We start from the raw sequence: 6,374 nt of genomic DNA, 5'->3' as shown, positions 1-6,374 counted from the left end.
GGATCGTTGTAGAGGAAGGTCAGGTTCTGCACCGAGAACGAGGCCGGGTCGCCCGGCGTGCCGGTGCCCGACTGATTGAGCGCGAAGGTGTAGAGGCCGTAGTCGACGTCGTCCTCGGTCGCCGCCGGCAGCGTGTACGAAGCGACGTACTTGTTGCCGCCCAGCGGGTGCGGGTACTTGAAGGCGCCGTAGGGCCACGGCTCGCCGTCGGTGTTGACCTGGGCGGTGAGCACGTCCCAGTTGGTGCCCGAGGGGCCGGTGCGCGGATCCGCCGGGCCCTCTTCCATCTTGAGCACCGCGATCGGGCCGGCGTCGTTGTTGATCATGGTCGACTCGATCGCGATCAGGCGACCATCCGGAGTCGGCACCGCGTGGAAGAAGTTGCGATCGTGCGGGCCGTACAGGTGGAAGGTGCTCGAGCCGTCCGGATTGGTGAAGAACAGCGGGAAGCGGTTGAAGTCGCCGAAGTGATCCCAGCGCGTGTACATGATGCGGCCGTCCGGCAGCAGCGCGGGATCGAAGTCGTCGCTCTGGTTGAAGCTGATGCGCTCCATGTTCCCGCCATCGGCGTCGGCGGTGTACAGGTGCTCGGCGGGCGAGTGGTTGTACTCGTCCATTTCATTGTCGCGATTGCTGGTGAACAGGATGCGGTTGTTCGGCAGATAGGTCGGATCGAAATCGTCACCACCGCCGTTCGTCACCTGGCGCAGTCCGGTGCCGTCGGCGTTGATCTCGTAGATGTTGCGGTTCGAGCCGCCGGCCGGACGCATCGAGAACATGATCTTCAAGCCGTCGAACGACACTTCGGGATCGAAGATCGAAGCCCCGGTGAAGTTCGTGAGCGGGGTGACCACGCCGTCAGGCGCGATCGGCGACAACTTGTAGAGGTTGCCGGACGCATTCGAACGATTCAGCGTCTCCTCGGTCTGGGTCTTCACGAACACCAGCGCGTCGGTGGTCGGTTCCTCCTGAATGAGGTCGTCGGGAGCGCTCTCACGACAGCCCGTGACGGCGAGCGAAGCGAGCATCGCGGCGCCGAATAGCGCCGTGAAGGTCACGGAAGCGGGATGGAGGCGATGAGTCCGCATGATGTTCAAGAGCCCTCCGATTGAGATCCGTGCGTCACGGCCGGATCGACCGATAGAAGGAGAGACCGATCGTCTCCTGGACGTAGTTGTAAGTGACGACACCCTCGCGATCGCGATCGCGACCGAACACGGTCGCGTACCGCATCTCACCGCGCAGAGCGAGATCGCTGCGCAGATACAGCTCGAGTCCGCCGCCCACGGTGAGTGCGTTCTTGGTCACCGGGTCGGCGTTCAACGATTGGCCTGGGAACACGATCATCATTCCGTAGCCACCGGTGCCGTAGGGCTGGAAGCGCCCCGGCAGCGGCGCACGGACGATCGCGCTCAACGAGTGGATGACGGCATGCACCGACTGCGCCGGGTTGTGCCCGAGCATGGCTTCGTAGCCGAGCCACGCATTCGGGTTGTAGGCGAGCCGGAAGGCGAACAGCGATTCGCTGCCGAGCCGCCCGTAGCCGGGGCTGAAACTGATGCGGTTCATGAACGCCCGTGGCCCGGGCGCGAGCCGATACGGGTGCTCGGAGAGTTCCGGAACCAGCGCCTCGATCTCGCCGCCGCTGCGCCGCGCGGTGCGCGACGCATCGAAACGCGGGGCTTCGATCGACTCGGTGAGACTCGGGTCGGAGGTCGCGGAATCCGCGGCGACGGGCTCGAGCTCGGCGTGAGCGATCGGTGCGACGGCGGTGAGGCCGGCCGCGAGGGCGAGTGCACGCAGCACGTTGCGGTGCGAGGACGCGCTCAAGGCGTCTCCTCGCTCGTGACCCAGGCGTGCAGCGCGACCCAGTCGGAATCCGACTTGGTCGCGAACGGCTTGAACTGGTGGGGTGTGCCACCTGCGGCGATTGCGAGCGGCTCGGTCAGAATCGGGCTCGACTCGAGCGCCGTCGCCCACACCTGCAGGCTCAGCTGGTTGTAGTCGAACTGCGCGTTCTTGGCGCCCGGCGGCGAGAGCTCCAGCGTGCCGCGAATGCCGCCACCGTGGCAGTCACCCTCGGCGTCGCAGCCGTGGCGCGTGATCACCGGCTCCACGCTCGACTGGAACAGCGCGTAGCTCAGCACCACCTGCTGTCCGCCCGAGGGCGGCGCCGGCGGTTCGGTCGGCGAGCTGCATCCATGCACGACGCCCGGGAGCACCAGCGACGCGAGAATCAACGACGCGCCACGGCGACCTCGAGCTCTGCTCGCGAGTCCAGCCACACGACCTCCGATGCGTGCGAACCGCAGTCCACACACGTGCGATTCGACCGAATTCCATCGCGAGGCCCGAGAGGGATTCTCCCCATGGCGCACACGAGGTTGCGGCCGATTCGAAATCCATCATGCCGACCATCCGATGGTCAGACGGGGAGGGATCACGCAAGAGGTGGGCCATGGAGTCGCGTCACGACTGAACGTGGTGTGTGCGCACGACCTGTGACGCTGGTCGCGGCCTCGGGGAGCGCGACGGATCGACTCGCGGTCGGGGAACGCGCACGCGATCGGGCGCGCTCGAGTGACGAAATGCAATGCGGAGAAGCGAGGGGATCTACCGAGGAGAATCGTTCGAGTGCGTCAAAAATACTCGACGACGATCAATCCCCTGGCCGACGGTTCGAGAACGAAACGATTCTGGAGCGTCGACTCGATCCACAACGTGTCGGGTGCCGCGCGACCGGGCGAGACGAACATCACATCGAGATCAGTGCGCTCGCGCGCCTTGCGTTTTGCATCGCGTGGCCCGAGCACGAAGAACACCTTGCCCCACGCGTCGGCCTCCATGGCAGTGGGCGCGAGCACCGTGACCGCGATCACGCCGTCGGCCGGCTGCCCGTCCCGCGGGTCGATGATGTGCCCGTAGGTCTTTCCGTTGGCGGCTACGAACTGTTCGTACTTGCCGGAGGTGGCGATTCCCCGGCCGGTCAACGGCACGCGTCCGAGCGAGGGCACGCGGTCGCGCGGATCGCGCACGCCGATGCGCCAGGACTCGGCGCCTGGAGGTGCTCCGAGCGCGAACATGTTGCCGGACAGATCCACGAGCGCGTTGACCACGCCTCGCGCGCTCAGCCGCGCCGCCGCCGCGTCGACGCCATAGCCCTTGGCGATCCCACCGAGGTCGATCTTCACCCCCGGCTGCGAAAAGTGAAGCGTGCGTCGCGTTGAATCCCATTCGAGCCGCTGACTGCCGACGCTCGCGAATGCGGTGCGCACCGCTTCATCGCTCGGGACGCGTTTGGGACCGCCGATGAAACCCCAGGCCCGCACCAGCGGTTCGACCGTGATGTCAAACGTGCGCTCGCCCTCGCGCCAGCAGCGCAGCGCCATGTCGAGCACGCGTGCGACCTCGGGCTCGACCTGCGTGGTCTCCCGGGCAGCGACTCGATTGATGCGCGCCACCTCGCTGGTCTGCGTCCAGTTGCTCATCAGGGAGTCGACGCGCATCAGGGCGGCCTGCGCCTCGACCGCGATCGCGGCGGTCGCGACCGAGTCGCCGGTCACGATCACCACCTGGGCATAGGTGCCCATGGTGCGCGTGCGGTAGGCGACGCTGCGCGTCTCGGGTGGCTGAGTGAGCGCCGGGGCTGCGAGGCTCGCAAGTGCGAGCGCGGCCGCTCCCACGAGCGCTAGAACTCCCAGCCTTCCGTGGCCGATCACGTCGCCTCCTTCATAGATGATGAGTGCCCGGGCGGGGAGCCGGCGGGTGACCCGCCGGGTATCGGTCGCGGGGCCGGATCTCCTGAGCCGCACGCTACGAGCCGTACCCCGCCGCCGCAAGGCTGTTCGCCCCTGACCGGCCGGACGTAAAGGAGGTGACAGGCAGCACGGGCCACCCGGATGTGGGGCATCCTTGAGGAGGGGAACGGTGAGTTCGAATCGGTTAGGGTTCCCGCCATGCCGAACCCACCCGAGTCCAATTCCGCTCGAGCGAATGCTGCTTCCGACCTGCTGCTCACCGTCGAGTTGCTGCGTCGCGCGAAGCAGGGCGATCGACCCTCGCTGGAGGCCCTCAGCGCTCGCTACCTTCCGCGACTTCAGCGCTGGGCGAGCGGCCGACTTCCCAACTACGCTCGTTCGCTCTTCGACACCTCGGACCTGGTCCAGGAAACCCTGCTCAAAGCGCTCGAGGGGCTGGATGGAATCGAGGTCCGTGGGCCGGGCGGTTTTCAGGCTTACGTTCGCCAGGCGGTGCTCAACCGCATCCGCGATCAGATTCGCTGGGCGCGACGTCGACCGGGCCCCGAAGGGGTCCCCGAAGACCTCACCGACCGCGCGCCCTCGCCGCTCGAACATGCGATCGGCGCCGACGTGCTGGAGCGCTACGAATCCGCGCTCGCGCGACTCAGCGAAGACGAGCAGCGGCTTCTCCACCTTCGCATCGAGCTGGACTTCGACTACGAGGAGATCGCGGGCATGACGGAGCGACCGAGCAGGGATGCCGCTCGCATGGCCGTTCAACGCGCACTGCGCCGACTGGCGGAGGCCATGAGCCATGAATCCTGACGACCTGCGCCTCGAGGAACTGACCTCGCGCCTGATGGATGGAGAAGCCGTCGACTGGGATGCCGCCGAGTCCGAATTGAAGCGCAGCGACTCGACCGCGAGCGTGCGCGCCCTGCGCGAGGTGTCGCGGATCGCGCAGTTCAACCGAACGCTGCAGCGCGAGCGCGGAGCGATCCCGGCGCGCCACGCGCCGCCGGTCGCGAGCCTCGAGCCCGCGCGCTGGGGGAGCCTGCTGCTGCTCGAGCGGGTGGGCGTCGGCGCCAACGGTGAAGTGTGGCGCGCGTGGGATCCGCGACTTCAGCGCGAAGTGGCGCTCAAGTTCCTGCAGCCCAAAGGCGCCTGGCCCGCGGCCGATGCCGCCGCCTCGCCGCTGCTCGAGGAGGCGCGAGCGCTGGCGCGGGTGCGGCACGCCAACGTGGTCGCGGTCCACGGCATCGGCGATGCCGACGGCCGGGTCGGCATGTGGATGGAGTTCCTCGGCGGCACGACGCTCGAGAAGGCGATCCAGCGACTCGGCAAGTTGCCGGTCGCCGAAGTGATTCGCATCGGTCGCGACCTTGCGCGGGCACTCGGTGCGGTGCATGCGGCAGGACTCATTCACCGCGATCTCAAGCCCGCCAACGTGGTGATCGAGCGCGACGCCCGCGTGGTGCTCACCGACTTCGGACTCGGCCAGCAGGTCGCGCTGGCCGCTGCCGACCCGGTGCGCGATTCCGGCACCCCCATGTTCATGGCCCCGGAACGCCTCGACGGAGATGCGGCGACCGTGCGCTCCGACCTCTACGCGCTTGGCATGACGATGTGGTGCGCACTCACGGGCGCGCACCCGTTCACGGCGACGACGCTTGCGGAGCTGGAAGTCGAAGCGCGACGCGGGCCTGCGCGCTCGCTCACCGCGCTGCGCTCCGACGTGCCCGCGTCACTGGCACGCGCCATCGAGCGCGCGATCGCTCCGAGCGCCGAGTCGCGTTTCGCAGATGCCGAGGCGTTTGCGCAGGCGCTCGAAGCGATCGACACGAGTGCGGTCGCCAGGCCCGCAGTGAGCCGAGCCCCGCTCGGCCGCTGGCTCGCCGCCGCCGCGGTGCTCGTGGTGCTCGCGGGGACCTGGTTCGTGTGGCAGGGCCGGGCGGGGCGCCAGGCTTCGGTCGCGTCGACCGGGACTTCGCAGGCTCCTTCGCTGGCAGCGCAGAACCCGGCGGCGGATGCCGCGATCGCGGCCTACGATGTCGAGGCCAGCTTCGTGCGGCGTGGTGCAGAGGGCGACGAACGGCTTGCGACCGGCGATCGCGTGGGGCCCGGCGACCGGCTGTCGCTCGAGTTCCGCTCGACGCGAGCCGTGCACGTCTATGTGTTGAACGAAGACGAGCGCGGCGAGTCGTACCTGCTGTTCCCGCAGCCGCTGTTCGATCGCGGCAATCCGATCCCCGAGAACGCGGCGGTGGTGCTGCCCGGCACCGTCGGCGGTCGTGAGAACGCGTGGACCGTGACGAGCCGTGGCGGTCGCGAGCACTTCCTGGTGATCGCGAGCCCCAAACCGGTCGCCGAGATCGAGGCCGAGCTGAGCAAGCTGCCGGCGCCGCGCGCCGGGCATCCGATCGAGTACGCGGCGATCGCGCCTGCCACCGTCGAACGCCTGCGAGGGGTCGGCGGGGTGGCCGCGATGCCGCGCGACAGCGGACCGCGCCGGGCGGGGGCATTCGATCGTTTCGCCGCACTCGCGGGACGCGAGATCGGCGTGCGCGGGGTGTGGGTGCGCAGCGTGACGCTGACGAATCCGGTTCGCTAGTCGCGCGGCGCGGCTCGCGCCAC

The 6,374-nt window shown here is 68.3% G+C and carries 6 protein-coding genes; 2 read left to right on the top strand and 4 right to left on the bottom strand.

Annotation, left to right across the window (positions count from 1 at the left end):
- The 4 genes from HOP12_08905 to HOP12_08890 all read right to left on the bottom strand — a co-directional run.
- The coding region (locus HOP12_08905) for a hypothetical protein (GenBank protein ID NOT34272.1) at positions 1-1,088 on the bottom strand (1,088 nt) is incomplete at its 3' end.
- A gap of 34 nt (positions 1,089-1,122) precedes the next feature.
- Positions 1,123-1,830 carry a hypothetical protein gene (locus tag HOP12_08900; protein NOT34271.1) on the bottom strand — a complete coding sequence of 236 codons (708 nt, stop codon included), beginning with the start codon at positions 1,828-1,830 and terminating at the stop codon, positions 1,123-1,125.
- Positions 1,827-2,240, bottom strand: coding sequence for a hypothetical protein (locus tag HOP12_08895; protein ID NOT34270.1), 414 nt, complete (start codon positions 2,238-2,240; stop codon positions 1,827-1,829). The genes HOP12_08900 and HOP12_08895 overlap by 4 nt, the downstream gene beginning before the upstream one ends.
- 399 nt (positions 2,241-2,639) lie before the next feature.
- Positions 2,640-3,719, bottom strand: a complete 1,080-nt coding sequence (locus HOP12_08890; GenBank protein ID NOT34269.1) for an FAD:protein FMN transferase — start codon at positions 3,717-3,719, stop codon at positions 2,640-2,642.
- Between the two features lie 237 nt (positions 3,720-3,956).
- Between HOP12_08890 and HOP12_08885 the strand changes: the two genes are divergently transcribed.
- Together HOP12_08885 and HOP12_08880 are read left to right on the top strand one after the other, a co-directional pair.
- On the top strand, positions 3,957-4,565 hold the full coding sequence (locus tag HOP12_08885; GenBank protein ID NOT34268.1) for an RNA polymerase sigma factor: 609 nt from the start codon (positions 3,957-3,959) through the stop codon (positions 4,563-4,565).
- Complete coding sequence (locus HOP12_08880; GenBank protein NOT34267.1) at positions 4,555-6,351, top strand: protein kinase; 1,797 nt, start codon at positions 4,555-4,557, stop codon at positions 6,349-6,351. Before HOP12_08885 ends, HOP12_08880 begins: the two co-directional genes overlap by 11 nt.
- Positions 6,352-6,374 lie beyond the last annotated feature (23 nt).

It is taken from the genome of Candidatus Eisenbacteria bacterium, assembly GCA_013140805.1.
Lineage (GTDB): Bacteria > Eisenbacteria > RBG-16-71-46 > RBG-16-71-46 > RBG-16-71-46 > JABFRW01.
Note: the sequence above shows the minus strand (reverse complement) of the source record. Positions and strands in the feature narration are given on the sequence as shown.

Bases quoted from the DNA above. Each gene is read 5' to 3' on its own strand.
- HOP12_08885 (NOT34268.1), top strand. From the start codon at position 3,957: ATGCCGAACCCACCCGAGTCCAATTCCGCTCGAGCGAATGCTGCTTCC.
- HOP12_08880 (NOT34267.1), top strand. From the start codon at position 4,555: ATGAATCCTGACGACCTGCGCCTCGAGGAACTGACCTCGCGCCTGATG.